Source organism: Alicyclobacillus acidiphilus NBRC 100859, assembly GCF_001544355.1.
GTDB lineage: Bacteria > Bacillota > Bacilli > Alicyclobacillales > Alicyclobacillaceae > Alicyclobacillus > Alicyclobacillus acidiphilus.
The window spans coordinates 88,003-114,441 of sequence record NZ_BCQI01000004.1; the positions used below are offsets into that span (position 1 = coordinate 88,003).

The following is a 26,439-nucleotide window of genomic DNA, read 5'->3' on the forward strand; positions in this document are numbered from 1 at the left end:
TGCGTTCGGTGCAAAACAAGCGGATTCGAGTTGGTGTGATTTTCGGTGGGCGATCCGGGGAACACGAAGTGTCCCTGCAATCGGCAAAGTCTGTCATGGAAGCACTGAACCCACATCATTATAGCATTGTGCCCATTGGAATTTCGAAAGACGGCGTATGGCATGTCGGCAAACATGCGATGAAAGCCTTGGAAGAAGGACATGTGACGACGTCCGCGCTGCCAAGCGGCAAGGCTAGTTATATCAACAAATCGGTTGGCGGCTTGACGCCCATTCAATCAACCAAGTCCCAGGACGTGCTGCCGCCGTCGCTGGCAGGCGAAATCGACGTCGTGATTCCTGTCATGCATGGCACATTCGGCGAAGACGGCGCCATCCAAGGATTGCTCGAGCTGCTCAACGTCGCCTACGTCGGAGCGGGCGTGCTGGCGTCGGCAGTTGGCCTCGACAAGATCGTGATGAAGCAGGTGTTCGGCGCGGTCGGGATTCCGCAAGTCAATTATGTCGCGTGCACGCGAAAGGAATTGGAGCAGCATCGCGACAGCGTGATCGAAAAAATCGAGGGCAATTTGACGTATCCGGTCTTCGTCAAACCGGCAAACCTTGGATCGAGCGTGGGAATTTCCAAGGCGAAATCGCGTGCCGATCTCGACAAGGGGCTGACCTTGGCGGCGCGGTACGACCGAAAGATCATTGTCGAACAAGGCTTGGACGTGCGCGAGATTGAGGTGGCAGTCCTCGGCAACGATGTTCCGCAAGTGTCTGTCGCGGGCGAAATCATACCGTCGAACGAGTTTTACGACTACAGCGCCAAGTACGTGGGCGGAACGTCGAAGTTGATCATTCCGGCGGAAGTGACGGACGGACAGCGGGCCGAGATCGAACATTACGCCGTGCAGGCGTTCCAGGCCATCGATTGTGCAGGATTGGCCCGCGTGGACTTCTTCATTGAAAAGTCGACGGGGAAAGTGCTTGTCAACGAGATCAATACCATGCCCGGCTTTACCCGTTACAGCATGTATCCGAAGCTGTGGGAAGCGAGCGGCATGTCGTACAGTGCGTTGTTGGATCATTTGATTCAACTTGCTCTGGAACGACAGGAGGAGCGGGAGCGGACGGTTCGAACCTTTGAGTTGGAAGAGGACTGAACTATTCCAAGTCGGATGGCTGTATCGAAAATGGGATGGAGGGCGGCGCGAAACGTTCGTACGCTCGCGCCGCGTTGGCGGAGACGTTGCCTTCCCGCAACATGATCAACTGATCCATGGTCAACGGCAGAAGCCCTGTCCAGTCGAGCAACCGAAGGGCGTTTTCCAAAACGAACATCGGCACGTGCACCATCCGCTTGCGAACCTCCAATGCCGACATCAGCTGCTCGACGATTTGTTTGTACGTGACGACGTTCGGACCACAGACGTCGAACGTTTCCCCGACGACTTCGACGAAGGTCAGCGACTTCGCGAACACGTCCGCCACCACGGTCGTGTGCACTGGCTGCAACGGAAACTCGCCGTCCCCCACGACGGGAACGACGGGCATTCGCTGGATGGTTTGGGCGAGCTCACTGAGGAAACTCGGCTTCGGCCCGCCTTTGCCGAACACGACCGACGGCCGGAAGATGGTGAATTCCAGTCCGCTTTGCCGAACGCGCTTTTCCGCGTCCCATTTGCTTCGATGATACGCGCTCACCGCATCCGGCCGCGCACCGAGCGCGCTCATGTGAATAAACCGTTTGACGTTGGCTTTGGCCGCGGCCTCCAATAACACGGAGGTCCCCTCCACGTGAATTCGCTGCATCGTGATCATTCTCCTGGGCTGTTCACGGATGATGCCGACCAAGTGAACCACCGCGTCGGCTCCGTGCAACCCTAATCGCAGCGATGGCAGATCAAAGAGATTCCCTTCCACCAATTGAACATTCGAAGGAAATAGATGCCCCACATCTGGCCGTCTCGTGAGTACTCGGACATGATGACCGTCCGTGATCAGCCGGCGGACCACAGGCACACCGACAAAGCCCGTTCCGCCCGTTACGAATATGTCCATGCCGTTCGCTCGCCTTCTCAGCCTTCAGGAAATAGTTGATAAAAGTTGGCATATCGCTCGTCTCGAGCCTGACCCTTGCCACCTTGCGTGTTCAGAGACTTGTCGTTCTTCCCCCGCGGAGCCCGATTCGACACGGCCGCAGACGAATTCCGACTGGATGAGACTTCGCGTGCGGCGCGATCGCGATATTGCCTCCGGTACTCTTCCAGATCTTGCTGAGATTGAATGCGATGGCGACCCCAGTCCAACAAGACGCGATCGATATATCGGAAACTGTACTTATTTGCAAGGACGGATTCCTTCAAGGCCTCTGCCACCAACCACTCAGGATAGCCGTCCTCAGCCAGCCACGTGCGAAGCTGCTCGCATTCCATGGCGGACAGCGGTCGGCCGAACTCCTCTTCGAACATCGTGACAGGATCTTTGCGGAACGATCTCGTGTCCTTTGTCGAGGATTTGCCGCGAAGTTTATCCCACAACGGCTGGATATCAAAGTACGTGACATGGGCCCCCGTGTCGTCGAACCGTTCACCGATGGCGAGGAAGCCTTCTCGAACGAGCCTCTCCACACAGACCATCACTTCTTTACTCGACATGCCGCAAAGGTCACCCAGTTCGTGCGGCGACAGTTCCGTCGTGCCACGGATTTGCCCGCTTCCGATGATTTGCAGGATGAGTAGCATTTCATGCGCATGTAAGCCCAGATTGGCATATGACTGCATCAATGTGTAAGGAATGCTCATGAAGGGGGTGCTCAAGAAATCTCCATTGCCAAGATGACGACCAGACGGTTTCATGTTGCACTTCCCCTTCGTGATTTCAAGGATACAAGCGATACAGCGTACGAGGAAAACCGATGGCTTCCCGAATGTGTTCGATGCCTGCGATCCATGCGACGGTTCTCTCGAGCCCCAGGCCAAACCCCGAATGTGGAACGGATCCGAAGCGGCGCAAATCCAAATACCAATCGTACGTGTCTTCCGGCAGCTTGTGTTGTGCAAAGCGCTGTTTCATCAGGTCGTAGTCGTGAATGCGCTGGCTGCCGCCGATGATTTCACCGTACCCCTCCGGGGCCAGCATGTCGGCGCAAAGCACGACTTCCGGACGATTCGGATCGGGTTGCATGTAGAAAGCTTTCAACTCGGTGGGATAGCGCTCAATAAAGACTGGTTGCGAAAACTGACCCGCAAGTTCGGTTTCGTGCGGCGCGCCAAAATCGTCTCCCCACTTGATGTCGAACCCTTTCTTCTGCAGCCACGCGATGGCTTCATCATACGACATTCTCGGGAAAGTTCCCGGCACTTTCGCCAGTGCGGAGATATCGCGATTGAGCGTGCGAAGCTCTTCTTCGCAATGGTTCAAGACGTGGGTGACCACATGCGACACCAAGGATTCTTGAACTCGGAGGTTTTCTTCGTGTTCCACGTACGCCATCTCCGGTTCGACCATCCAGAATTCGATGAGGTGGCGTCGAGTCTTGGATTTTTCGGCGCGGAAGCAGGGGCCGGCAGAATACACTTTGCCCAAAGACATGGCGGCAGCCTCCATGTACATTTGGCCGCTCTGTGTCAAATACGCTTCTTCGTCGAAGTACGTGGTCTGAAACAGTTCGGTCGTGTCCTCACAGGAAGACGGTGTCAATATCGGCGGATCGACCCGAGTAAAGCCTTGACCGTCCAGGTATTCCGTAATCGCGCGTTGGATATGGGCGCGAATCCGCATGAGTGCGGCCTGTTTCGGCACGCGCAGCCAGAGATGACGGTGATCCATCAAGAAGTCGACGCCGTGTTCTTTGAGTGTGATTGGATATTCCTGCGCAATTTGAACAGGCTCCACTCTTTGCACCACGAGTTCCACGCCGCTTGGCGCACGCTCGTCGGCGCGGACGACGCCTTCCACCCGGACAGACGATTCCTGAGTCAAGGATGCGCACTCCGCGAACACTTCATCCCCAACCTCTGACTTGACCGCGACGCATTGAACAAGGCCAGTTCCATCCCGAAGCTGCAGGAACTGGATCTTTCCGCTGGAGCGTTTATTGTACAGCCAGCCTTCCAGCATGACCGTTTGCTCTATGTACGATGGCAACGAACCGATTTTCACCACAGGTGCCAAGTGAGTTCCCTCCACGGATGATCTCTTTCGGATCGATTATAACAAAAAAGGACGACCCTAAATACCATCGTTCGAGGGTATTCGGGCCGTTCCGGCAAGAAATCTCTAATCGCTGCCACGGACCATCATCATACAGACGGGCTCATTTCGAGCGCTGGGGTATGGGCGACGGACGCGGAAGCCAGGGATTGCGACTGAACTTGCATCGATTCCATCCATTTGCGGAATTCCGCGCCGTCGATGCTCTCTTCCTGCACGACATATTCGGCAAAGCGCTCAATGTCGGCTTTGTATGGCTGTAACACTTCGCGTGTCGCCTGCTCTTGCGTCGCGAGGATGTGGCGAACTTCCTTCTCAAGAACTTGTTCGGGCAGATGTTCTTCGTCGACGATTCCAAGACGGGACAAGCCGCAACGCACCATCGTGCGAGCCAGCGAGGATGCCTGAACGAAGTCGTTCTGAGCGCCCGTGCTGCGATTGCCGTAGTGAAGTTCCTCGGCGAGGCAGCCCGCCAAGGCCACATTGATCTGCTCTTCCAGTTGATTCTTGGTGTAGAGATATTGATCCGCTTCAGGAATCTGCCGCACGAATCCGAGCGCGTTGCCGCGCGGGGCAATCGTGATGTGCGACACCGTTCCAGGACGCATCAATTCGCTGATAATCGCGTGTCCAAGCTCGTGCACGGCGACGCGGCGCAATTCTTCATCCGTTGGCCGGCGCCCCGTCTTCTCGCCCATCAGAACTTTGTCCACGGCGTCGCGGAACATTTCTTGTGTAATCGTCTTCGCGTCTTGCCGCAAGGCGATAATCGCCGCCTCATTGACCAAAGCTTCCAATTGAGCGCCGGAAAAACCGTATGTTTCGCGGGCGATGTGTTCGAGATCGACCGAACTGTCGAGCGGTTTTCCCTTTGCCACGATATTCAAAATGTGCAGTCTGCCCTCTTTGTCCGGCAAATCAACTTTGATTTGGCGATCGAAACGCCCTGGCCGCAGCAACGCCGAATCAAGGATGTCCGGGCGGTTGGTCGCAGCCATGACGAGCACAAACGGGCTTTGCGATGTGCTCATGCCGTCCATTTCGGTCAACAACTGATTGAGTGTCTGATCGTACTCCTGGTGGCTGTGTTGACCGCGGCGTCCACCAACCACATCGATCTCGTCGACAAAGATAATGGCGCTGTCCTTATTTTCGCGTTTCGCCATGGCGCGAGCGCGTCGGAACAGTTCGCGGACGCGCTGAGCGCCGACGCCGACGTACATTTCCACAAACTCTGAACCTGAAGCGGATAAAAAGACAGAGTCGGTATACGTTGCAGCCGCCTTTGCCATCAAAGTCTTACCCGTTCCCGGCGGTCCCGTCAGCAGGATCCCTTTCAGGGGCCGAATGCCAAGGGACTTAATCCGATCCCGGTAGCGCAAGAAGTCGAGTGCTTCGCGAAGCTCCCGTTTCGCCGATTCCTGTCCGCCGATCTCTTCAAACGAGATATTCGGGCGCACGGGTGTTTCGCGAGTCGAAGCACTTGTCGCACCTTTGCGATCCATGACCATCCACAGCAACACTCCAAGTCCGATTAAAAAGAGAACAGGTAGAACCTGAACGAGATGCAGCATGCCAAGGAAAATGAGGATTGCTACGCCTACGCCGATAAGCCATTCTTTCATCATCAAGTCGAAGCACCTCCTTGCCGATTGCCATACGGAATCACGCGGTACAGATACGAATTGCCTTTTGCCAGTTGAATGTAGATATCCTGACTATCCATCGTCAGGCGGGCGTCAATTCCATCTTTCTTCGCCAATTCCGCGACCTGAGACACCATTTGGGTGTAATTTTGCTTCGCAATTCCCTCTTGAATATAAAACACAAACGAGCTCTCGAACACTTGCGTCAATGGACCTTCATGATTGTCAGAGATTTGAAGCGAGACGTTGGTTCCGAGCCGATTCTCGATTTGTGTCGATATGGCGTGATATGTCTGCTGCAGGTCGCCGTTCTTCAATTTGTCGAATGGACCTAGCTGGATTTGAACGAGGTCGGGACTTCCCGTCGAGATATTGACCGTCTGCACGCCTGCTACCTGTTGCAGGTTGCGCTTCAATGGATTTAACAGATTGAAATGCTGATACGCTTGCCATCCGCCGAACAGGATGGACAGAACAAAGATGGCGACTACAAATATGGGAACCAATCGCACGCGGGACAACAGAACCTCGCCCCTTTCTCCAGATTACGTCGTGAACCCAGTATAACATGTGAACCGAACGTACGTTCACAGTAGATTCTTCCCGATCTTCCACTCGGTCCGACTACTTCATTGTAACAATAGTGCACTCAGTACTTCCAGAGAACGCGTCCAGTTGTCGCGTCGACGTAGACAAACCGAAGTTTGCTGCCGGCCGTGCCCACGACTTCATAGACGATATGGTCGCGCGGGTGAAGTGTGCCGCTCGCTTGGGATGTTACGTAACCCAATGTTTCGGCGGTCGGCACAATCCCGCTCTGGCGAGCCTGTTTGACCGCGGCTGACTTCGGCAGAACGCTCGCAGTCGGAACGACGAATGCTTCATTTTGGTTCTGATCGTAAAATGCGTACCATTCTTGATGAAACGCGTCGGTCCCTTCGAACACATCTTCGACTCCAGAAGCTGTGAACACTTGGTATGTCTGCAGATGATCGATAGGCGTATGGTTCAACACATACTGCGCCGCAGCCGTTTCAGCGCTCCAGTAGGAGGACAAGTTGCGCCAGAGCCACATCGCGACTCCGGCGGCAACCAAAATCAGGAGCAATGGTACTGTGACTGCCCACACCCGCCATGTACTCATTCGATGTCCGTCCGATACAGCGTAATTTGCATTTTATCTGGTTCATCCGATTTGGACAGACCGAAGATGATGTCCTTGTCTTTCAAATTGCGGTTTAAAAAGTCCACCAATAGATACAAATCGTCTGTCTTCTGACATTGATGCGTAGCCAGTACGTTGAGTTTACCTTCCAAAATGTTCCACCGTCCGCCTAAGGTTTGAACTTGCGCAGTTGATTGAGAAATTCTTGGTGCGTGAATCCGAACCGCAATGGTGTGAGGCTCACCTGTCCGTTTGCGACGGCGCGAATATCCGTCTCGCCTTCTCCGGGCAGGTCAATCAAATCGCCCCCATATCGATATACTTGCCGTCCTTCCGCGTCCAGTTCCAGTGTAAAGACGTCGTGATAACGGCGAACCCCAACATCTGTCCAAGTCCATGTCGGCGTGCCTTCCAGCAGTGGAATATTCACGTTGATGAACGTGTCCGGCGGCAATGTGATTGGATAAATGAGTTCAAATATTATTTTACTGACATCTGCCGCGATCGCAAAATCGAACGGTGGACCCACGTGCGAAAACGCGATGGCCTTCACGCCCTGCAAGGCCGCTTCGCCCGCGATTGCGACCGTGCCGGAATATAGGATGTCGGTGGCGAGATTGGCGCCTTCGTTAATGCCGGACAGAACGATGTCGAAAGGGTTTTGGCGGTGAAGCGTCGCGAGTGCCCATTTGACACAGTCGACCGGCGTTCCCGATGTTTGGTACGCTTCCACCGCCCCTGGCACCCCGCGTTCTTTAACCACAATTGGCCGATGCAGACTGATGCCGTGGCTGGAAGCGCTTCGCTGGGTGTCAGGGGCCACAACCGTCACGTCGCCCACCGTCGCCATGACCGTCGTCAGTGCGCGTATGCCGTCCGCGTCGATGCCATCGTCATTACTTATCAGTATGCGCATGGAATGTCTCCTTTCCTGCCAGCATTCCCGCAACATACGCCAAAGTCGGCCGCCCATACTAGGAGTACTTCAGCGGGAGGTGTTGTTATGACTGCTCCGAAACGGACTCACCACGTGAATTCACCGCTGGAAACGTATGTCGACGGGATTGAACAAACACTTCTCACGTCCGCCATGTTCGGTGAAGCGTCGGCCCAATGCGTTGAATGGGCCAAGGTGCGAGTCACCTTTTCGGAGGAGGAGTGGCCGCATCCAGAGTCCCATGACCTCGTGCAGCCCGAAGGTCTCACGATTGGGTCAAGGCATCTTTAATGCGTTTGACTTCATACTGGACTCGTTCCGTGTCAATCGACACGGGCTGCCGATTCGCCACGACACATTCGCCGTTGACGAATACATCCTGCACATCGTCCGCGCCCGACGCGTAGACGACGTCCGACAACAGATTGTGCTGAGGAAGAAAGTGCGGCGAGTTGCCGTCCAGCAAGACGAAGTCCGCAGGCGCGCCTTTGTGCAAAACGCCCAGTCCATTCTCGATGAAACAAGCGCGTGCGCCGCCCGCTGTCGCCAAATGAAACGCTGTTTTTGCATCGATGCATTCCGCGTCTTCGTGAACGCCTTTGTGAAGCGTTGCGGCCAACCGCATTTCCTCGAACATATCGAGGTTGTTGTTGCTTGCCGCTCCATCTGTGCCGATCCCGACGACAATCCCCTTTTCCAGCATCTTCGGCAAAGGCGCGACGCCTGAACCAAGTTTGAGGTTGCTTTGGGGATTGTGCGCGACGCGCACACCGTATTGCTTCATCAGGTCGATGTCTTCGTCTGTGACGTGCACGCAGTGGGCCGCCAGCGTAGGCACCGAAAAGAGGCCTGTGCGCGCGACGTGCGCCACCGGTGTGAGACCGTGATCGCGAAGGGAATTTTCCAGTTCCACGCGCGTTTCACTGATGTGAATTTGCACGGGAAGACGAAGCTCCGCGGCCAAGTCGGCGACTTCGGCGAGAAATTCGGGACTGCACGTGTACGGAGCGTGAGGTCCTAATGTGACTGTTATGCGCCCATCGTATGTATTGTGCCACGCTTTGAACGCCCGGCTGCGCCGACGCCCATTTTCCCGGTTCTGTTCGTCGAATCCGACCATTCCAACCGACAGTACGCCGCGCATCCCGGATTCGGCGACCGCGCGCGCCGCGTTGTCCATCATCATGTACATGTCGGTATACGCGGTCGTGCCAGAAATCAACATTTCCCAAGCCGCCAACAGGGTTCCCCAATAAATCGCGTCTTCGGTGAGTTTGTCTTCGAGCGGAAAGATCCGATCACTCAACCAACTCATCAACGGCATGTCGTCGCCCGCACCGCGAAGCAGTGTCATGGCAGCGTGGCCGTGCGTGTTGATGAGACCAGGGATGGCGATTCGATTCGGTTTGCGAATCCACCGATCAACGTGCGGGAATGCTTCGCTGGGCCGAAAATCGCCCTGACCCACATGCTGGATAACGCCGTCCTGGATGACGAAGTGTACGTTGTCGTTGATAACCGTGTTCGCGTCGAGTATGGCTTGTCCAACTTCGATCACGCTAATACGTCCGCTTGGCAATGCGATTGCTCCTCTCCTATTCGACGAGTCCGCCCAGGGAATCAGGACGAAAATCCAGTGGTGTAGGGCGGCTGGACGATCCCTCGCTCTGTGATGATGGCCGTGATCAGCTCTCCCGGCGTCACGTCGAACGCAGGATGCAGGGCCGATGCGCCTTCCGGCGCGATGGGCAAATCCCACATATGCGTGACCTCTTTGGCATGCCGCTGCTCGATGGGAATCGCATCCCCCGACTCGGTGCGAAGGTCAACCGTGGTCATCGGTGCCGCGACATAAAATGGAATACCGTGGTATTTGGCCAGCACCGCAAGCGAATACGTCCCGATTTTGTTGGCGGTATCGCCGTTTCGAGCAATCCTGTCCGCGCCGACGATCACGGCGTCCACCATACCTTGTCCCATCAAATAGCCCGCCATCGAATCCGTGACGATGTCGAAGGGAATGCCTTCGTCCATCAATTCGTAGGCCGTGAGGCGTGCGCCCTGCAGGTATGGGCGCGTCTCGTCGACATACACACGCTGCAAACTGCCATCCCGGTGCATGCTGCGAATCACGCCAAGCGCTGTTCCGTATTCAACCGTCGCCAGCGATCCGGTATTGCAGTGCGTCAAAATGCGCCCGCCGACATCTTTCAATAACTCGGCGCCGAGATCTCCAATTCGTCGATTGGTTTGCACATCGAGTTCGGCGATGCGCAAGGCGTGTCGATAAAGTTCCTCGGCAATCCGGCTTTCGTCGTCGACTCCGCGCAGCACCTCGTCCATCTCGTCGAGCGCTTGAGCGAGATTGACCGCGGTTGGCCGAGCCTTGCGCAACTGTTGCGAAGCTTCGATCAGTTGCTCCTTCAAGCGAGGCTGCCCCTGCAGTCGATGCGCCTCGGCAGCCAGGCCGAACGCCGCCGCCGCGCCGATGGCCGGGGCGCCGCGCACCTTCATGGCGGTGATGGCGTCTGCAACTTCCGCCGCCGAGCGAAACGTCTCCCAGACCGTCTCATGCGGCAACTTCGTTTGATCCAGCAGCGATATTTCGCCGGGAGCCCATTGGATGGCTCTCACGCCGATTCCTCCCCTGTCAACGGAGCCTGTCCGCCTACCGCGGTCGTGCACCCGCATGTACGTTCGCCCGTGTCGTTCTCGATGAACTGATAGAACAAGCGCCGCAGCTTCTCCACGTTGGCTGCCATCGCGCTTGTGACTTCCTCGTGCGTCAGCGGGTGCGGCGACAGGCCGGCGGCCCAATTGGTGACCATGCAGACCGTCGCGTAGCACAATTCCAGCTCTTTCGCGAGCGTCGCTTCGGGCATGCTCGTCATGCCGACGACGCTGCCGCCGAGCTGTGCGTACATCGCGATTTCAGCTTTCGTTTCAAAGCGAGGTCCTTCCGTGCAGACGTACACGCCGCCATCGTGCAGGTCGTAGCCCAACTTGCCGGCGGCCTCTCTCAGGCCTCGGCGAAGCCGTGAACAGTACGGATCCGACATATCGACGTGCACGACGCGCCCTTCATCGAAAAACGTGCTTTTTCTCGACTTTGTCATGTCGATCACGTCGTCCACCAACACCAGTTCGCCAGGCTGGTACGATCGCTGTAGCGAACCGACGGCCGCCGTCGCCAACACCTGCTCGACGCCGAGCGACTTGAGCGCGTACAGATTCGCCCTGTAATTGATGAGGTGCGGCGGTGTGCCGTGCTGCACCCCGTGTCTCGCCATGAACGCGACCTCGCGATCCGCGTAGCGGCCAATCGTGACCATTGTATCGCCATACGGCGTATGTATCGTTTTTGTATCTGCATCGGCGATGTCACCAGCGTTGTAGACCCCGGTGCCGCCGATGATGGCGTAACGAATGCCCATGGTTTCACTCCCTGCTTGACTTGCTTAGCCTGATTATACGCGACAACTTCCCTATTGTCCCGAAATCGCCTCCAACAAGTCGCGTATGGAGCCCCGCTTCTCGGAATGAAACAAATCGCCGAATTTCCGAATCCGATCCGGTACGTTGTCGATCGTAAAATCGCGAGGATGGCATCCGTTCTCCAATTCCGACCACGTGATGGGCGTCGATACGGTTGCTGAGGGTGTGGCACGCACGCTGTACGCGCAGATGAGCGTTCTCGACTCGCCGTGCTGCGGCGCGTCCACGTAGACTTTGTCCCCGCGATCTTTGACGAACCGCTCGGTCGTCACGATGTTCGGCCACTTCTGTTCTAGATAACGCGCGATGAACTGCACGAACCGTTTGGAATCGTCGTACGGGATGGTCGATTGCAGAGGCACGTAGACCTGAAGACCGGTTGCCCCGGAGGTTTTGACCAAGCTTGGCAGTTGCAGAGATTGCAAGGTATCGCGCAAGTGGATGGCGACTTCGCGAACGCGTTCGAAATCGGACGTATCGGTTGGGTCGAGATCAAACGACAGCGTATCGGGCTCATGGACGCTGAGCCGGTGCAACCCCGCATGAAATTCAAGCGCGCCGAGGTTGCCGTAGTGCAACAGGGTCGCTATGTTGTGGATCACGATTTCCTTCTTGCCTTCCGCGTTGATGCGAAACGGCACGAATTCAGGCGTTCCAGCAAGTACATGGCGCTGATAGAATCGTTTGCCGACGGCGCCGTGTGGACAGCGCACGAGTGTGATGGAGCGATCCGCCAGATAAGGCAGCATGACAGGAGCGACCGTGGCGAGATACTGGAGATATTGGATCTTGGTCCTGTGTACTTCCGGGAACAGGATCTTGTCCGGATGCGTAATGTTCACCGGCACCTCCGCCTGAACTTCCAATTGCTCCACAGCCATACATGCCGCCTCCCCATTCTCGTTTCCCGCCTAGTGTGCCCGATTCCGGGCAAACTGATGGAATACAGACATCGCGAACAGGAGCGGATGAAGGTGGATCTCCCCGTGATACGGCCGTTTGAGCCGATTCAAGTGCAGGAATTGCCAACGGGCAGCCACTGGATCGGCCAGGTCAAGTGGGATGGCGTGCGGCTGCTCACGTACATCGATGGCGGGCAGATTCGGTTGTGGAATCGCAATGGCCGGGAGCGAACGCAGCAGTACCCTGAGCTTTTGCAACTGCGAGAGTACGCGCATGCCAATTCCTGTGTGCTGGACGGCGAAGTCGTCGCGATGGTCGATGGCAGGCCGTCGTTCTACGAATTGATGCGGCGGGATCGCTCCCAGACGCCCAAGGCCATCCAGGCCGCTTCCCGCGATGTACCCGTTCTCTACATGGTTTTTGACATGTTGTTTCTCGATGGAGATTGGCTTGTCGAGAGAAATTTGGAGGAGCGCCAAACGCTGCTCAGGCGCGTTCTGGAGCCGGCGCATATGTATCGAATGGTCGACAATGAGGCCGATCTCGGCGCGCTGTTCGAAGCGACGAAACAACTGCGGCTAGAGGGCATTGTGGTGAAAGACCTGCGCAAACCGTACTTGATTGGCGGAAAGGACAATCGGTGGCAAAAGCTGAAACACATCCGCAACGCGGTCCTGGCCGTTGGCGGAGTCACACTCCGCGATGACCAGCCCAACGCACTGATTGTGGGCCTTTACGACGAACGTCAGCTGCTGCATTGTGTCGGGCATGTCGGTACCGGGAGGCTGCCACAAACGGAGTGGAAACAACTGCTGGCAGAACTGACCTACATGGCAGAATCGCCCTTCGTCGAGATTCCGAACGACCTTCGGCGTGGTGCGGCCCGTTGGGCCGCACCAGAGCTGACGGTCAAGGTTTCGTTCCTCGAGTGGACGCCCGACGCAACCCTGCGCCAGCCTGTACTGATTGCCCGCTCGGACGTCCCGCCGTTCGAATGCACGATGGCGAAGGCGGACATGTGAGCCAGGCAGGTAAGGACGGACCATTTGCTTACGAGGTCTTTTTCTTCCTTCCTTTGCCTTTGAGGGGTTCCGCCTTGGTCATTTGGATGCTCTTTTGCAGCGCGTCCATCAAACTGATCACGTCGGCCGTGGCGGCGGCTGGCTTCTCGACTTCGCCTGTCGTCTCCATGTGGGCAAGTTTCTGTTCGACCAAACGCTCCACCGCGTCTTTGCGCTCGTCTTTGAATTGGGCGGGATCGAACGGTTTGCTGAGCTGTTGGATGAGCTTGACGGCCATGTCGAGTTCTTCCTCGGCGACGTCGGGAGCCTGATGAACGAACGGCAGTTCCGACGTGGACCGGACCTCGTTCGGCCAAAACAGCGTTTGCATGATGAGCACGCCGTCGCTCATGCGGATGCAGGCCATGGCCTCGTTGGCCCGCAGCACCGTTCGGGCAACGGCGATTTTATGGGTGTCTCCGAGGGCCTGTGCCAACAAGGCGTAAGCTTTGCGTCCAGTTTGCTCCGGCGCAAGGTAATACGTGTTGTCGTAATAGACCGGGTCGATTTCATGCGCGTCCGTGAAATGGACGATATCGAGCGTTTGCGAGCGCTCGTGGTTCAAACTTTCCAGTTCGTCGTCCTCGATCACGACGAACTGCCCTTTCGCGTACTCGAAGCCTTTGACAATATCCTCTGCCTTCACTTCGATGTCGCACGTGGGGCACGTCTTCTGGTACTGAATGGGCGTTTTGCACGCTTTGTGCAATTGCCGAAAACGAACACTCTGGCTCTCCGTCGCTTTGTACATGCGCACGGGGACGTTGATCAGGCCGAAGCTGATGGAACCTTTCCACATCGTATGCATCCCTGCACCACCCTCCCGTCGACTCGGACTCCTACGAGTAGGGTGGGTCACACACGCCCGCGGCATGCCTCGACTAGCGAGCAGATTGCCCCAAAAATGTTTGAATATGCGAGAGGACATCCCGTTCCGGAGCAACGAGCGGACGAACGCCTGGCAACGACTGCACGAACGTGGTGCCATAGCGCTGTGTGATAAGGCGTTTGTCGTACACGACAACGACGCCTTTGTCTTGGCGAGTTCGAATCAGGCGGCCAAATCCTTGGCGAAAACGCACAACCGCTTCCGGCAGGCTCGACGCCCAGAACGGACTCGTTCCATTCTGTTCGATCCGCTCGTGCCGCGCCTCGGTCACCGGGTGGGTCGGCGGCGCAAACGGTAACCGGACGATGACGAGCGTCGTCAGTTGATCGCCAGGGAGGTCGATCCCTTCCCAGAACGACTGGGCACCGAGCAGCACGCTCTTCGGGTTGTTGCGAAACGCTTCGAGCATCGCTGTCCTGCCGCCGTCGATCTCCTGCGCCAGCAATTGCAGACCGTGCTGGCGCAGCGGCTGGCGGATCAGCTTGGCCGTTTCCCGCAGCATCTGATGACTGGTGAAGAGAGCGAGAATCCTCCCCTGACTGACGACCGCCAATTGATACAGCGAGTCTCCGAGCCACATCGCCGCCTCTTGCGGCGACATCTTCGCCAACTCGGGCACGTCGTTGGGAACACAAAGCATTGCCTGCGCGCTGTAGTCGAACGGCGAAGGCACGTGTGTGGCAATCAGTTTGCCGTCGCGGACGGATTCCTGGAGTCCGAGTTGTGCCACCACGTAGTCGAAGTTTCCTTTGACGGACAGTGTGGCGGAGGTGAGAATCACCTTGTCGTACCGTTCAAACAGCGCGGAGCGCAGTGCGGCGGAAACGTCGATCGGCGCCCGATGCACGCTCCAGCGCGGGCGTGACGTGCCTCGGCGTTCAATCCAGGTCACAAAGTCCGGCAACTCGAGCGACGTGCTCTCAAGCAAGCGGACGCTTTCGATCCATGTGCCGAGAAATCCCGACGCGTCGACGATGCGGCCCGCCTCGTCGTCGGATACGGCGTTCTTGGCCCATTCCTGCAGGCTTTGCTGGAGCTCTTCGAGCGATTTCAACGGATGGGCAAGCTCGTCCATCGCCTGCACGAAGAGGCGGAACTCGTCGGTTTGCCGCCACGCGTCGGTGAGCCGGTACTCCGCTTTGCCCTGCGGAACGAGTCCGCCAAGGATGTTGAATGCGTGATCGCAGGTCCGTTGAATCTCTTCAATCCACTCCTGCGCGGCGTCCAGGCGCTCAACCATCCGCTTGGGCGCGGTCGGCGATTCTGCCGCGCGCGTCCTAAGATCGGCAAGCACCCCGCTCTTGCCTCGATCTCGGCTCAGTCGGTTGGCAAACGCCGCCAACTGGACGGCGTGCACTTCGCTTCCCAGATGCTTCGTCGCCTGTTCCTCCAAATGGTGGGCTTCGTCGATCACGAGCGCATCGTATTTTGGCAGGACTCGATTGTCCGCCTTCATGTCGGACAACAAGAGCGAGTGATTGGTGACGACGACGTCAGCCAACTGCGCCGCGCCCTTGGCGCGAAAGTAGTAGCATGGTCGAAAGAACGGACACCGCTTGTTGATGCACGAATCGGTTTCACTTTGCACGCGCGCCCACTGCGCGTGACCCACCGCGCCGGTCGACAAGGTGTCCCTGGTTCCGTCGGGCGTTTCCGTCAGCCAGACGAGCAGAGACATGACGCCTTGAATCTCGTCCATCGGCGTGACGAACGACTGTGCCGTAGATTCGCCTTTGATCTTGCGAAGGCAGACGTAGTTCTTTCTGCCCTTCTGGACAGCCAGGGAAATGGTGCCGTCAAACAGCCGTTGCAGCGTGGGGAAATCGCGTTGCTCGATTTGATCCTGCAGCGCGATGGTGTGCGTGCTGACGACGACCTTTTCATCCGTCGCCAACGCGTAGAGGACGGCAGGGATCAGGTAGGCCATCGACTTGCCAGTTCCCGTCCCGGCTTCGATGACCGCGTGTTTGCCGTGCACAAGCGCTTCGCTCACCTTTTCAATCATGGTCATTTGACCCGCTCTAGGTTCATACCCTTCAAGCAGTCTGCTCATGGGTCCGTCTGGACCCAGCAGTTCGGACGCTTTTCGACCGAGATCTTCGAGATGGTCCAGCACGCCGGCACGACCATTTCGTTTGGGCGTCCGTTCCGGCTCTTTCGCAAAGACGAGGCCATCGCGGACGTCCAACGGTTCCGGCAAGGTGTCGCCCGATTGCTCCAAGACGTGCGCTGCCTGTTGGCTGAACCAATCGGACGTGATCGAGGAATAGAGTGAGGCGAGTTGGCTCAGGTTTTGCAGGACCAAGAGCGGCAACCGAATTGCCTTTTGCTCCAGCTTGTACAAGACTTGACCGGCCAGCAGGGCGTCGGCGACACCCCGATGGGTTTCATCGACGTCAATCTGCAGGGTTCGGGCAACGTTCTCCAGTCGGTAGTTCGAGAGACTGGGAAACAGGATGCGAGCCAGATTGAGCGTGCACAATCCGTCCGCGCCGAGGAGCGTGTGGCCAATCGACTCGCACTTCTGCTGAATGAACGAACGATCAAATTGTAAATTGTGAGCGACCATGACGGAATCTCCGAGAAACGAGAGGAACTCAGGCAAGGCGTCTTCCAACGCCGGCGCGGTTTTCACCATATCGTTCGAGATTCCGGTCAAGTCGGTGATTTCCTGCGGTATGCTGCGGGACGGACGGATCAGGCGGTGGAAAGTTTCCACCGCCTGATTGCCATCCATTCTAACGGCCCCGATCTCGATGATGTCATCGCTGGTCGGATCGAATCCGGTTGTTTCGATGTCCACTACAACGTATGTCACGTTTCGGAGCAACTCCCATTTTGCGAGATGATCCTATTCTAGCAAAGTGGACTGGACTGGGGCTAGGGGCCGTCCGCATGACGAAGGACATCCGCTGGAACCCCGAGTTGAACCGCTCGTTGCAGCGAGGCGACCAAATCTTCCGATTCCGCCCTGCGTTCGTAGACCACCGCCTGATAGAGCGCCGCGAGGCGGCGAATGGAAGTCTGGGAGGACTTGGCGGCCGCGTGCAAATGCTTCATCGCCAGGTGTGTGTCGTGGGAACGTATGGCGAGACGCCCAAGAAGCAGCGAAACCATGCCCGGAACGGACGGCAATTGGTTGGCCAAGTTTGCCAAGACGCCCTCCGAACGATCGTAGTCTCCGATGAGATACAAACAACAGCCGAGCAAGGCTGTCAGCGGCAGATCGTCCGGGGCGATGGTGAGCGCCCGTTTGCACAACACCGACGCCCTCGCACTGGAACCCATCACGACGCAACACAAAGCCTCCAGGTAGAGACCGAGTGCGAGGTTGTCTTGATGGCGCTGGTATTCCCGGGCTTGCATCAACGCATGCTGGTGCAGGCCCACGGCCAACAGCAGCATCACGCGAAGCCGAATGCATTTGACGGTCGACGCTGTCGGCGGAATGATCTCGGCAATGGTCTTCGCGGCCCGGCCGTTGCCTGCCCAAACCAACGCCAGAGCACGCCAGAGCAAGGCTTCCTCGTCATCCGTTCGCGCGTGGGATTGGGCGAAACAGCGTTCCGCTGCCGCAAATTCACCCAGGTGGATGTGGCATACGCCAAGATTGAACCAGACTTCACCGCGGTCGGAGTCGAAGTCGAGCAAGTTGTACAGCGTATGGATGGCGTTCTGCCAATCGCGTTCGCTCGCATGTAGGAACGTGCGAACTTCGAGCAGCGCCTGCAGCACGATCTCGTCATCAGCATCGACTGCCGCTTCGACCGTCGCAAGTGTTTGTTTGGCTTCGTCGAGGTGGCCTGCGTGGAGTTGACTGAGCGCGACGTAAATCATCGCCCCGAGGCTGTCGCCGCTGCAGTCCGCTTCGTCGATCGCGTCGGAGAGTGTCTTTGCGGCGTGATCGAACATGCGAAGATCGTAGTAGGCAAGTCCTTTGCGAAGTTGACATTCGTACTTGGCCGACAGGTCAAACAGGCCTTCGGCGTACGGACTGTCGAGGGCGTCCCCCGATTCCACCATCGTCCCGTTGTCGGAAGGCGTCTCCGAAGGCATGGCATCCTTCGCGACGGACGGCGACTCGAGCAGCGCGTACGTCTCTTCGATGGCTTCGTCCACCGACATCCACGCATCCAAGGTTTTGTTCGCCAGTTCTCGCAAGGTCAACAGCGTATCGGACAATTTCTCCCGCAATGTCTCATCGGCAGTGGGCAGTTTCGATCTCAGCGCTTGAACCGCTTCCGCGATGGCTGCAAGTTCCACGTACTGCACGGCGCGTTCCTCCTCGCTTTCATCCCCCTAGCGTCCGTCGCTCGCGGAACTTTATGCAACCAATTGCGATTAGGGGATGACGTCGCGGGCTTGAAAGAGGATTTCGCCGCTGTGAACACGATGTCGCGTGCCATCGTCGAGCAGCATCAGGAGGTTGCCGTGATCGTCGACGTCGATGGCGGTCCCCGCCACGATCTCCCGCCCCACTTGGACTTCGACGCGCGATCCGATGGTCGCGCAAGCGGCCAGCCACTCGTCGCGAATGTCCGCGAAGCCGCCGCCCTCGTCGAACAGACGGTAAAGCGCCGCGATCTCGGCGAGAATATCGGCGAGCAGCCGCGGACGGTAGACTGGTTTGCCTGTCGCGGACAGAATTGTCGTGGCTTTGCCCTGCAAGTCGGCCGGCAGGTCCTGCTCTACAAAGTTGGCGTTGATGCCGATTCCGAGCACGGCGTAATCGATGGTCTCGCCGGCTGTGCGCATCTGCGCCAGAATTCCGCACAGTTTTCGCCCGTTCAAGAGGATGTCGTTAGGCCACTTGATGCGCGTGTTCACACCGTGTTTGGCCAGGGCTCGCTGGACCGCCAGACTCGCCAGCAGCGTCAAGTCGGCAGCTTGCGACAAGGCGCACGGGTTGCGCAGGAGGATCGAAAACCACATGCCGCCTTTCGGCGATGTCCACGCCCGATCCCGCCGGCCCTTGCCGCCGGTCTGCACACCGCAGGTGACCACCGTGCCGTGCGGTTGGCCCTCGGACGCCAATTGAATCGCCGTGACATTGGTCGATTCCCGTTCTGCCGCCCACAGAATCAGATGTCCCAACGCACCTGCGCGATCTGGCGCCAAGTGCGGTTTGACCAAGGCCGGCATCAACTCGTCCGGCCAATCGCGCAAGACGTAACCGACCCGAGTCGACGCCTCGAACGTGAACCCCAACGCTTCGAGTTGCTTGATGTGCTTCCAGACAGCTGTTCGGCTGAGGCCCAACTGGTGGCTCAATTCCTCCCCTGAAATGGGCTGCTTGGACTGTGTAAACGCCAGGACCAGGCGCTGTTGAATATCCATGTCATCCAAGGTCATGACGACATTCCCCTCTTTATGCTCTCGTCTAACGCTGCGGCGAGGAGTGTGCGAGGCTCGTTTTCCAAACGTCCGTCCAGCACCTGTTCGCGAAGCCATCGCAGCAGTTGGCCGATTTCTGGGCCGTGGATGCCTGACTCCAGCAAATCCTGGCCGAAAATGGCGAGATCGCGATTGGACCAAAGGGGCTGCCGGCGAATCTTCTCCTCGGCCTGCGCGATATTTGCCACGTCCGTCGGCGACAGCCACGACCAGATTTGCAAGGCTCGCGTCGCCGCGTCGTGGCCCGCTTCGAACAGCGTGTGTGTGGACCAGCCTGTTTCGCCGCCGCGCAAGAGTCTCTGGACCAACTCGCAGACGCTTTGTGCCGACTTGGCAGCGTCCTTGCCCAAGGCGAACATTTGGCAGAGCTGTTTGACGAACTGCGGTCCATCGTCCAGACCGGCGAACAGAACGGCTAAACCGTCGATACCAACTGGCGCAGCCTCCGCCTGTGCCGCCGCGTGAGCCGCTTTCATCATCCATGCGAAGCCCTGGCGCAGACACGCCAATGGTTCCCCTTTGACCAACCACAGACGGGATTCGGCCAACAACGGCAGGTGTCGCGGCCAGGGTCCCGCGAGCAAACGCAGCAATTCTTGGCCGATCCGTTCGTTCGCGATCGGGCCCATCGCCTCTGCGGCGCGATCGACAGCGGCCCACGTCTCGGCTTCCATCTGGAGATCATACGTGACGGCGAAACGCAAGGCACGGAGCAGCCGGAGGCCGTCTTCGCAGAAGCGCTCCTCTGGCACTCCGACAGCGCGCAGTTGGCGATTGGCGAGATCGACGGCGCCGCCAAATGGATCGATGAGCGTCCCATCGCGGGCGATGGCCATCGCATTCATGGTGAAATCGCGCCTCGCCAAGTCGGCCATGAGATCGGTGGAAAACGACACGTACGACGGCCGTCGCCCGTCGAGATACGGACCTTCTTCGCGAAATGTCGTGACTTCGATGTGATGGCCCCCGCAAACCACCGTCACGGTTCCGTGGCGAAGCCCCGTGTCGATGGTTTGCCTGAATAACCGCTTCACCTCGTTCGGCGCCGCGGATGTGGCCACGTCAAAATCGTGGATCTCCTTGCCGAGCCACATGTCGCGAACGGCGCCGCCGACGAGGTAACTCTCATAACCGGCGTCCGACAAGGTCGACATGACGGGAATCACCGGTTCTGGCACGGGAAAGCGTCTCATACCATGCCGCAGACCCGTCGATAGATGGCCTCGTACTCGCCTACCTTGTCCCCGATATAAAACGACTTCTGCGCTCGCTCCCTGGCCTGTTTCGCAATGCGCGCATACAGTTCTTTGTCTTCGAGCAACCGCAGCGTATGGGCGGCCATCGAGTCCGTATCGCCGATCTCCGAGAGAAACCCTGTCTCTCCGTGCACGACGACCTCGGGAATGCCGCCAGCGGTCGATCCGATGACAGGGATCCCGCACGCCATCGCCTCCAGCGCCACCAGTCCAAAGCTCTCTTTCTCCGAAGGCAGCAGAAGAATGTCCGCGGCGGCGACCAATGGGGCGACTTCGTCCTGTTTGCCGAGAAAGTCGACATACGGATTCAAGCCGAGATCGTGCACTCGATCTCTCGCGCGCGACAGGTCCGGGCCTTCGCCGACGAGCACCAATCTCGCTTCGATGGACTGGCGGACCTGGGCGAAGATGTCGATCACGTCGCAAATCCGCTTGACGGGACGGAAATTCGAGATGTGCAGAAGCACTCGTTCTCCCGGTTTGGCGAGCGATCTGCGCACACGCTGACCGACTTTCGGCACGAACACGTCGGTATCAATAAAGTTGTAGACACATTCGATGGGCTTCTCCGTTTGAAACAGCTCGACGGTCTGTTCAATCAAACTTCGACTGACGGCAGTCACGGCGTCGCTCCGTTCGATACCGAGCTTCATGACTTGCTTGAGACTGCTGTCCTGGGCGAGCACGGTCACGTCGGTCCCGTGAAGCGTCGTCACCACTTTGACGTCGCGCGACGCCATTTCCTTGGCGAGAAACGCGCAGACAGCGAATGGCAACGCGTAGTGGGCGTGCAGCACATCCAATTCATAGTCGTCGACGACCTTCGCCATCAACGCGGCCAATGAGAAATCGTAAGGCGGCGTTCGCAGGACGGGATAGGTGGCTGTGTCAATTTCGTGTATGTATACGTGCTCAATAAACGTGCCAAGCCGAAATGGAACATCGGTGACGATGAAGTGGACTTCGTGTCCACGGCTTGCCAACGCTTTCCCGAGTTCCGTGGCGACTGCGCCGGAACCGCCGATGGTTGGATAACAGCTGATCCCAATTTTCAAAGTGGTGCCACCTCCCGTGATCGTTCCTCTCGCCGTCTGTTCGTTGTCACCAAAGCAAATGCTCAAGTCCATAGACGACCTGCCGCAACTGGACGACTTTTCTGCAGGCGGTCAATACGCCAGGCATGAAACTCTCCCTGTTTAACGAATCGTGGCGAATGGTCAGGATTTCTCCGGTACCGCCAAAAATGACCTCTTGGTGCGCGACAAACCCTGGCAGTCGAACGCTGTGAATGGGCACGTCGTAATCCACATCCATCATTCGCTTCGTCCGAATGGCCGTCCCTGACGGCATGTCCCGCTTTTGGTCGTGGTGAAGCTCGATGATCTCCGACTTTTGCATCCATTTCGCTGCCTCGGCCGCAAACCGCATCATCAGCAGCGCCCCAATGGCGAAATTGGGGCAAACAAGTCCTCCAATTTCCCGTTCCGCGGCGATTTGATTCCAACGTTCCAAGTCGTCTTGCGAATAGCCTGTGGCGCCGACGACTGGACGCACGCCTGACAAGAGGGCGAAATCGACATGGTTGACCACTGACTCAGGCGTCGTCAGATCCAACCAGACGTCTGGCCGTTCTGTTGCTATCAGGGTCTCTGCATTGTCGTAGGCCTGTCCAAACGGTTCCAGACTCGCCTCCACATCGGGCCGCTTTTCGCGAACGAGCAACCCTGCGATGACGAGATCGTCCGTGGCCGAGACAGCCCGAACGGCTGCGGTTCCCATGCGCCCTGTGGCTCCGGCGATGGCTACGCGTATCACATTATTTGTCACGTGTCTCCTCCTCTGCTTCCACACACGCGGTCGGGTATAAGCGGCACAATTGGTCAAGCTGCCTGCGCGCATCCAGATGCAGCGGATCGTGGGCCAACGCTTGACGGAGCAGCTTCAACGCGCCCTTGGTATCCCCTTGAAAAAAGGTCGACTGGCTCTCTTCGACCAATTGGGAAGCCGTGATCACTCGCCAATTTTCCACGTATTCGGCGCGATCCGGCGCCAATTCCATGGCCCGCATGGCCCATCGGCTGGCATTTGCGAGGTCGCCGTTGCGATGGGCCGTGATGGATGCGTGAAAATACGGTTCTGGCCGGGACGGATTCGCTTCGATGGCGCGGACGAACGAAGCCAACGCTTCGTCGTACAACCCTACGTACAAGTAGGCGAATCCGGCTTGAATCAACCGATCGTCGTACATGTACACCACCTCCGTGCATTGTACGGAGGCCGTCTTGCAAGGGATTGTACCTTGGCCCACGGACGGAACTGACGGTCCAGATGCCCCCGAAAGGCCTTTCCCTACCTATTTCAACGTGCCAAGTCGCTGTGTCGCCATTGGCTATTTCTCGATCCTCGTCCAGCGGTCTTTGTCCCTCGTTTGAAACTTCTCCATGACCGCGGCAAACGCGTCGTCGAGTGAGATATTCAACCGATTGGCGAGACAAGCGATCACGAACAACATGTCCCCCAGTTCGAGCGCGATGCTTCCATCCGCTTCATCCTGACGCTTCGGTTTTTCGCCAAAGTGATGATTGACCTCTCGAGCCAGTTCTCCGAGTTCTTCGCTCAACCTCACCACGAGCGTCATCGGTTGAAAATAGCCTTCTTTAAATTGTCCGATATAATCATCGACCTGTTTTTGCATATCCGCGAGTCCCAACTGCTTGTTCACTCCCCTGCGGCCAGTCGCCATCCCCATCGTCCTGTCGCCGTGTCGTGGGTCATGGTCCTTCATCCTGTCTATCCTCTCACATTATAGCGAACCAAGCGGCTGAAACATAAACGGGACAGCATGTCATATGCATGTATGGACGATTTTTGGACCAGCCCGCGAAGGCCGACTGGTTGAAAGAAGGAGTGAAGGGTTTGAGCCAAGCCAAAAAGGGACACGTGTTTACCGTGCTCCTCGCCGCCATGGCAGTTGTTTTCACGCTCGCTCTGGTCATTTATCCAAAGCCAGGCTATGAGGCGGGCATGTCAGGTCTCAAGGTGTGTTGGGAGATTATCATTCCTTCTCTACTGCCGTTTTTTATCTTGTCGGAGCTGTTGTTAGGTCTCGGAGTCGTTCGTGGATTCGGCGTCCTGCTTGAGCCTCTTATGAGACCGCTCTTCAGCGTGCCAGGCGTTGGCGCGTTCGCGCTCTCCATGGGTCTTGCAGCCGGATACCCGATGGACGCGGTCATTACCGCCCGCTTTCGCGAGACGAACCAGTGCACGCGCATTGAAGGAGAACGCCTGCTCGCGTTCACCAACACCGCCGATCCGCTGTTTATGTTTGGCGCGGTTGCCGTAGGTATGTTCAAGTCGCCGGCACTCGGTGGATTGCTCGCGATCGCGCACTACGTATCGTCATTTTTGGTAGGGGTCGCGTTCAAATTCTGGGGCCGCAAAGATCCGACCCATCTCGCGGAGATCCAGGCGCGGGAGATCACTCGGCCAAAGGGCAACATCTTCAAGCGGGCGTTTGACGAGATGTTGAAAGCTCGCGAGGTGGACGGCCGCCCGTTCGGCAAACTGCTCGGCAACGCGGTGACGGAGTCGGTGCAAACGATTCTTATGATTTCGGGCTTCATTGTGTTTTTCGCGGTCCTGATTGAAATTTTGCGGATCAGCGGGATCATGACCGTGATTGGTTGGCCAGTCGCTGTCGTCTACCACCTGTTCCACATCAACGGTGGTTTGGTCAATCCCACCCTGGCAGGTGTGCTTGAACTCGACATCGGCAGCGCGCAAGCGGCAGCGGTCAACGCGCCCATAATTCAAAAATTGGCCTTGGTCAGCGGAATCATCGCTTGGAGCGGATTGAGCGTGCATGCTCAGGTCGCGAGTGTTCTGACGAACACGGACATTCGGATGCGGCCGTACTTTATCGCTCGGTTTCTGCACGCTGTCTTGGCTGCGGCAATTACCGTCATCCTGTATCTCTTCGGTGTGGGCAAATCGGCGAGCGCAGCCATGGTGCATCTGACGCCGGTATCCGCCGTGGCCGAAGCGGCGTCCAACCATTCGTTTTGGCAAGTGGCATCGTCTGGTCTGCGGGTGTGGGTCGTTGGCCTTGCCGTGATGTTAGGGTGTTCGTTCCTGTTTGCGATGGTTCGCCGTATGCGAGTCATTCGGTTCTACGCAAGAATGAAGTGATTTGTATGCGCTGCAGGGTTTGTACAAGAGGTTGGCATCGTGCAAAGACGTGGGTCGCCGCCAGGGAGTCCAGTGCTTCCGAGCGACCCTTTTTGCTGTGGCCATGCGGGTACTTCGTTCGTCCGCGCCGGCCATGGGGATGCAATTTCGGATAAGCTCCTCCGGTGATTCACGTCATCCCCCGATGAGAACAGTTTGAGGGCCGCCTCCGTTTTGACACTCCAGGGCGGCCCTCACTACGAAACTAGGAATGCAGGATGGTGGCAGGGCTGCATGGACTGCCTTTTGGTCAGCCCACGCCTTCCGCTTAGCCCAGCAACGACGGAAACCAATGATGGCCAATCAGTTGGTCGTACAGGACGAACGCCGCAACGGCCCAGGTGTAGCACGCAAAGACGCGCATCCGGCAGTTGCTGACCAACCAGCGCGTCCACTTGACGCCAAAGTATCCAGCGACGGCGGCAGCCAAGGTGCCGAGCAGCATGGAGCCCCAAGGAAGCGCTAGCATGGCCGTCTTATGTTCGATCACGTCGTCCAGTTTGACAAGCGTCGCGCCCAGAATGGCTGGAATAGACAGGAGAAACGAAAAGCGGGTTGCCGCCTCGCGATCCATACCACGCCACAGCCCTGCGGCGATCGTCAATCCAGAGCGTGAGAGAGCTGGCAAAATGGCGATTCCCTGGAACGTGCCAACCCACAGGCTGTCCGACAAGGTGATGGTCGACTCGGTTTTGGTTCCGCTTTTGACGCTGTCGATCCACCACAACACGACGCCAGTGATGACGAACTCGAAGCCAATCGTGATGCCGCTCTCAAACAAGTTGTCGAACCATTCTTCGCAGACGGCACCAACGACTGCGGTTGGCAGGAGCGCGACGAGAATCATCCACGTGATGCGCGACTTCGGGTGCCGCCACAGCCAGGCCACCTCCCGGCGCATCGCGTAGACCACGGCCGCGAGCGTGCCGATGTGGAGCAGCAGGATGAACAGCGTGTCTTCTTCGATGTCGACGTGCATCAATTTTTCGGCGATCACGATGTGCCCCGACGAGCTTACCGGCAAAAATTCGGTAATGCCTTGCACAATTCCCATGACAATGGCTTGCAGAACAGTCAAATTGGTTCCCCCTTTACGGCCGCGATTTCAATCAAGCTCGCACAGCTTGCGCCCACCCTTGTCCACAAGCGCGAATCTCCGGATGGGCACAGGTGTACATGCATTAGATGTATATTTGCGGACAAGCGGGAACATGTCCGAGACGCCTCCGAAGATCTCGCTGGTGTCATGAAGGCCGGATCGTGTCC

Annotated in this window: 26 protein-coding genes; 4 read left to right on the forward strand and 22 right to left on the reverse strand. The window is 57.5% G+C overall.

Features of this window, described 5'->3' with window-relative positions; translation table 11 throughout:
• Window positions 1-8 precede the first annotated feature (8 nt).
• A complete protein-coding gene (locus AAC01S_RS02815) occupies window positions 9-1,148 on the forward strand; it encodes a D-alanine--D-alanine ligase (protein WP_067618449.1) in 1,140 nt (379 codons plus the stop codon).
• A gap of 1 nt (window position 1,149) precedes the next feature.
• On the opposite strand, the gene AAC01S_RS02820 is transcribed toward AAC01S_RS02815, so the two are convergent.
• The 8 genes from AAC01S_RS02820 to surE form a co-directional block, all read right to left on the reverse strand.
• A complete protein-coding gene (locus AAC01S_RS02820) occupies window positions 1,150-2,046 on the reverse strand; it encodes a complex I NDUFA9 subunit family protein (RefSeq protein ID WP_067618452.1) in 897 nt (298 codons plus the stop codon).
• Window positions 2,047-2,063: 17 nt separating this feature from the next.
• Window positions 2,064-2,843: a DnaD domain-containing protein gene (locus AAC01S_RS02825; protein ID WP_067618455.1), complete on the reverse strand. Its 780-nt coding sequence runs from the start codon at window positions 2,841-2,843 to the stop codon at window positions 2,064-2,066.
• Window positions 2,844-2,865: 22 nt separating this feature from the next.
• Window positions 2,866-4,161, reverse strand: coding sequence for an asparagine--tRNA ligase (gene asnS, locus AAC01S_RS02830; protein WP_083511457.1), 1,296 nt, complete (start codon window positions 4,159-4,161; stop codon window positions 2,866-2,868).
• Between the two features lie 128 nt (window positions 4,162-4,289).
• Window positions 4,290-5,831, reverse strand: coding sequence for an ATP-dependent metallopeptidase FtsH/Yme1/Tma family protein (locus tag AAC01S_RS02835; RefSeq protein WP_067618458.1), 1,542 nt, complete (start codon window positions 5,829-5,831; stop codon window positions 4,290-4,292).
• The gene (locus AAC01S_RS02840) at window positions 5,828-6,358 is read right to left on the reverse strand and encodes a hypothetical protein (RefSeq protein WP_245630047.1); all 531 of its coding nucleotides are present in this window, start codon (window positions 6,356-6,358) and stop codon (window positions 5,828-5,830) included. The genes AAC01S_RS02835 and AAC01S_RS02840 overlap by 4 nt, the downstream gene beginning before the upstream one ends.
• A 137-nt stretch (window positions 6,359-6,495) precedes the next feature.
• Window positions 6,496-6,990, reverse strand: a complete 495-nt coding sequence (locus tag AAC01S_RS02845; RefSeq protein ID WP_067618464.1) for a PepSY domain-containing protein — start codon at window positions 6,988-6,990, stop codon at window positions 6,496-6,498.
• On the reverse strand, window positions 6,987-7,163 hold the full coding sequence (locus AAC01S_RS18595; protein ID WP_083511459.1) for a YpmA family protein: 177 nt from the start codon (window positions 7,161-7,163) through the stop codon (window positions 6,987-6,989). The genes AAC01S_RS02845 and AAC01S_RS18595 overlap by 4 nt, the downstream gene beginning before the upstream one ends.
• Window positions 7,164-7,180: 17 nt before the next feature.
• Window positions 7,181-7,927, reverse strand: a complete 747-nt coding sequence (gene surE, locus AAC01S_RS02850) for a 5'/3'-nucleotidase SurE (RefSeq protein ID WP_083511460.1) — start codon at window positions 7,925-7,927, stop codon at window positions 7,181-7,183.
• Window positions 7,928-8,014: 87 nt separating this feature from the next.
• Here surE and AAC01S_RS02855 point away from each other — a divergent pair, with 87 nt between their 5' ends.
• Window positions 8,015-8,239, forward strand: coding sequence for a hypothetical protein (locus tag AAC01S_RS02855; RefSeq protein WP_067618468.1), 225 nt, complete (start codon window positions 8,015-8,017; stop codon window positions 8,237-8,239).
• On the opposite strand, the gene AAC01S_RS02860 is transcribed toward AAC01S_RS02855, so the two are convergent.
• From AAC01S_RS02860 to ligD, 4 genes are read right to left on the reverse strand one after another with little or no spacing between them, the layout of a single operon-like run.
• The gene (locus AAC01S_RS02860) at window positions 8,214-9,527 is read right to left on the reverse strand and encodes an amidohydrolase (RefSeq protein ID WP_067618471.1); all 1,314 of its coding nucleotides are present in this window, start codon (window positions 9,525-9,527) and stop codon (window positions 8,214-8,216) included. The genes AAC01S_RS02855 and AAC01S_RS02860 overlap by 26 nt on opposite strands.
• 41 nt (window positions 9,528-9,568) lie before the next feature.
• Window positions 9,569-10,582 carry an S-methyl-5-thioribose-1-phosphate isomerase gene (mtnA, locus tag AAC01S_RS02865; protein WP_067618474.1) on the reverse strand — a complete coding sequence of 338 codons (1,014 nt, stop codon included), beginning with the start codon at window positions 10,580-10,582 and terminating at the stop codon, window positions 9,569-9,571.
• Entirely contained in the window at window positions 10,579-11,382 is an 804-nt protein-coding gene (mtnP, locus tag AAC01S_RS02870) for an S-methyl-5'-thioadenosine phosphorylase (protein WP_174520813.1), read from the reverse strand. Before mtnP ends, mtnA begins: the two co-directional genes overlap by 4 nt.
• A 51-nt stretch (window positions 11,383-11,433) precedes the next feature.
• On the reverse strand, window positions 11,434-12,324 hold the full coding sequence (ligD, locus tag AAC01S_RS02875) for a non-homologous end-joining DNA ligase (RefSeq protein ID WP_067618477.1): 891 nt from the start codon (window positions 12,322-12,324) through the stop codon (window positions 11,434-11,436).
• Between the two features lie 57 nt (window positions 12,325-12,381).
• Between ligD and AAC01S_RS02880 the strand changes: the two genes are divergently transcribed.
• The gene (locus AAC01S_RS02880; protein ID WP_169793995.1) at window positions 12,382-13,368 is read left to right on the forward strand and encodes an ATP-dependent DNA ligase; all 987 of its coding nucleotides are present in this window, start codon (window positions 12,382-12,384) and stop codon (window positions 13,366-13,368) included.
• A 28-nt stretch (window positions 13,369-13,396) separates the two neighbouring features.
• Here AAC01S_RS02880 and ku read toward each other — a convergent pair whose 3' ends face one another.
• From ku to AAC01S_RS02925, 9 genes are all read right to left on the reverse strand, one after another.
• Window positions 13,397-14,215, reverse strand: coding sequence for a non-homologous end joining protein Ku (gene ku, locus AAC01S_RS02885; RefSeq protein ID WP_067618483.1), 819 nt, complete (start codon window positions 14,213-14,215; stop codon window positions 13,397-13,399).
• A 73-nt stretch (window positions 14,216-14,288) separates the two neighbouring features.
• A complete protein-coding gene (dinG, locus tag AAC01S_RS02890) occupies window positions 14,289-17,114 on the reverse strand; it encodes an ATP-dependent DNA helicase DinG (RefSeq protein ID WP_067618486.1) in 2,826 nt (941 codons plus the stop codon).
• 62 nt (window positions 17,115-17,176) lie between these two features.
• Entirely contained in the window at window positions 17,177-18,568 is a 1,392-nt protein-coding gene (locus AAC01S_RS02895) for a tetratricopeptide repeat protein (RefSeq protein WP_067618489.1), read from the reverse strand.
• Between the two features lie 69 nt (window positions 18,569-18,637).
• Window positions 18,638-19,648: a biotin--[acetyl-CoA-carboxylase] ligase gene (locus AAC01S_RS02900; protein ID WP_067618492.1), complete on the reverse strand. Its 1,011-nt coding sequence runs from the start codon at window positions 19,646-19,648 to the stop codon at window positions 18,638-18,640.
• Complete coding sequence (locus AAC01S_RS02905; protein ID WP_169793996.1) at window positions 19,645-20,868, reverse strand: CCA tRNA nucleotidyltransferase; 1,224 nt, start codon at window positions 20,866-20,868, stop codon at window positions 19,645-19,647. Before AAC01S_RS02905 ends, AAC01S_RS02900 begins: the two co-directional genes overlap by 4 nt.
• Window positions 20,869-20,879: 11 nt before the next feature.
• Entirely contained in the window at window positions 20,880-22,001 is a 1,122-nt protein-coding gene (gene bshA, locus AAC01S_RS02910) for an N-acetyl-alpha-D-glucosaminyl L-malate synthase BshA (RefSeq protein ID WP_067618599.1), read from the reverse strand.
• 46 nt (window positions 22,002-22,047) lie between these two features.
• The gene (gene dapB / locus AAC01S_RS02915) at window positions 22,048-22,773 is read right to left on the reverse strand and encodes a 4-hydroxy-tetrahydrodipicolinate reductase (protein ID WP_281178102.1); all 726 of its coding nucleotides are present in this window, start codon (window positions 22,771-22,773) and stop codon (window positions 22,048-22,050) included.
• Complete coding sequence (locus AAC01S_RS02920; protein WP_067618500.1) at window positions 22,763-23,194, reverse strand: tetratricopeptide repeat protein; 432 nt, start codon at window positions 23,192-23,194, stop codon at window positions 22,763-22,765. The genes dapB and AAC01S_RS02920 overlap by 11 nt, the downstream gene beginning before the upstream one ends.
• 141 nt (window positions 23,195-23,335) lie before the next feature.
• Window positions 23,336-23,689 (reverse strand): nucleotide pyrophosphohydrolase, encoded by a 354-nt coding sequence (locus AAC01S_RS02925; RefSeq protein ID WP_174520816.1) that lies wholly within the window; start codon window positions 23,687-23,689, stop codon window positions 23,336-23,338.
• A gap of 164 nt (window positions 23,690-23,853) precedes the next feature.
• Between AAC01S_RS02925 and spoVV the strand changes: the two genes are divergently transcribed.
• The gene (gene spoVV / locus AAC01S_RS02930) at window positions 23,854-25,134 is read left to right on the forward strand and encodes a dipicolinic acid transporter SpoVV (RefSeq protein ID WP_311794820.1); all 1,281 of its coding nucleotides are present in this window, start codon (window positions 23,854-23,856) and stop codon (window positions 25,132-25,134) included.
• 307 nt (window positions 25,135-25,441) lie between these two features.
• Here the strand turns inward: spoVV and AAC01S_RS02935 are convergent, their stop codons facing one another.
• A complete protein-coding gene (locus AAC01S_RS02935) occupies window positions 25,442-26,251 on the reverse strand; it encodes an undecaprenyl-diphosphate phosphatase (RefSeq protein WP_067618503.1) in 810 nt (269 codons plus the stop codon).
• Between the last annotated feature and the right edge of the window lie 188 nt (window positions 26,252-26,439).

Excerpts from the sequence above, each read along its gene's own strand:
- AAC01S_RS02820 (WP_067618452.1), bottom strand. The coding sequence starts at position 2,046 with ATGGACATATTCGTAACGGGCGGAACGGGCTTTGTCGGTGTGCCTGTG.
- mtnP (WP_174520813.1), bottom strand. The coding sequence starts at position 11,382 with ATGGGCATTCGTTACGCCATCATCGGCGGCACCGGGGTCTACAACGCT.
- ligD (WP_067618477.1), bottom strand. The coding sequence starts at position 12,324 with ATGGCTGTGGAGCAATTGGAAGTTCAGGCGGAGGTGCCGGTGAACATT.
- AAC01S_RS02855 (WP_067618468.1), top strand. The coding sequence starts at position 8,015 with ATGACTGCTCCGAAACGGACTCACCACGTGAATTCACCGCTGGAAACG.
- surE (WP_083511460.1), bottom strand. The coding sequence starts at position 7,927 with ATGCGCATACTGATAAGTAATGACGATGGCATCGACGCGGACGGCATA.
- AAC01S_RS02880 (WP_169793995.1), top strand. The coding sequence starts at position 12,382 with ATGGAATACAGACATCGCGAACAGGAGCGGATGAAGGTGGATCTCCCC.
- AAC01S_RS02825 (WP_067618455.1), bottom strand. The coding sequence starts at position 2,843 with ATGAAACCGTCTGGTCGTCATCTTGGCAATGGAGATTTCTTGAGCACC.
- AAC01S_RS02920 (WP_067618500.1), bottom strand. The coding sequence starts at position 23,194 with ATGTACGACGATCGGTTGATTCAAGCCGGATTCGCCTACTTGTACGTA.
- AAC01S_RS02900 (WP_067618492.1), bottom strand. The coding sequence starts at position 19,648 with ATGACCTTGGATGACATGGATATTCAACAGCGCCTGGTCCTGGCGTTT.
- AAC01S_RS02845 (WP_067618464.1), bottom strand. The coding sequence starts at position 6,990 with ATGAGTACATGGCGGGTGTGGGCAGTCACAGTACCATTGCTCCTGATT.
- AAC01S_RS02925 (WP_174520816.1), bottom strand. The coding sequence starts at position 23,689 with ATGGCGACTGGCCGCAGGGGAGTGAACAAGCAGTTGGGACTCGCGGAT.
- ku (WP_067618483.1), bottom strand. The coding sequence starts at position 14,215 with ATGCATACGATGTGGAAAGGTTCCATCAGCTTCGGCCTGATCAACGTC.